The following is a 937-nucleotide window of genomic DNA, read 5'->3' as shown; positions in this document are numbered from 1 at the left end:
TGCCAACTAATCCCACGGCGCTCGCCCGCCTGATTCACAAGCACGGTCGGTCCAATATCGCGCATCCACGCATCGTTAAATGGGATTTCCACCAAACGTACGTCTGAGTGGAGCATTTGACGCGCTCGGTCAAAGTTGTGCGAGCATACCGCCACGCACACCTTGGTCACTTCCGCGATTAAGTTCGCGATTCTGGCAAAGGTTTCTTGCGCGGGTAATGCGTCATCACGCCAGTTGTCTTTCCTTTCTGGCCATGCTAGCCAAACTTCACTAACCGGCTGAAACTCAGCCGGAAAATAGAAGCCATTTTGCGCTGGTGTTGTCGATAACTTCACTTTAACGCCTCTTTAAACGGCTAGTTTGCCAACGCTGGTGTAAAGGTCTGGACGACGGTCGCGGAACAAGCCCCATGCGTGACGCGCTTTCGCTGTCGCAGCGAGGTCAATTTCTGCGTAAATGATGGTTTCACCTTCACGTGGTGCTTCGGCAATTTTTGCACCAGTGTGGTCAGTGATAAAAGAAGAGCCGTAGAACGTGGTCTCGATGCCATCATCGACCTCAGTGCCCACTCGGTTTGATGCAATCACTGGAACGAGGTTTGCTGCCGAGTGACCTTGCATTGTACGTTGCCAGTGATCACGTGAGTCCAGTGTTGGATCTTGAGGCTCAGACCCGATTGCGGTTGGATAGAAAATTGCTTCCGCGCCGTGCAGAGCCAAGCTGCGCGCAAGCTCTGGAAACCATTGGTCCCAGCAAATGCCAGCACCGAACTTACCGAACTTGGTTTGCCACACTTTGAAACCGGTATCGCCAGGGCTAAAGTAGTATTTCTCGCTGTAGCCCGGGCCGTCAGGAATGTGTGACTTGCGGTAGTTATCTAGTACCGTGCCATCGGCATCTATCATCACTAGCGAGTTAAAAAACGTGTTGCCCGCTT

Annotated in this window: 2 protein-coding genes; both read right to left on the bottom strand. The window is 52.5% G+C overall.

Translation table 11 applies throughout. The features are described 5' to 3' along the window. Nucleotides 1-335, bottom strand: a 335-nt coding sequence (locus R7E78_RS24985) for an agmatine deiminase family protein (protein ID WP_318058455.1), incomplete at its 3' end; no start/stop codon positions are given. A gap of 12 nt (nt 336-347) precedes the next feature. Next, on the bottom strand, nt 348-937 hold a 590-nt coding region (locus tag R7E78_RS24980; RefSeq protein WP_318058454.1), incomplete at its 5' end, for a nitrilase-related carbon-nitrogen hydrolase.

The organism is Vibrio sp. YT-19(2023) (genome assembly GCF_033337395.1).
This window is presented reverse-complemented; position numbering and strand designations above follow the sequence as displayed.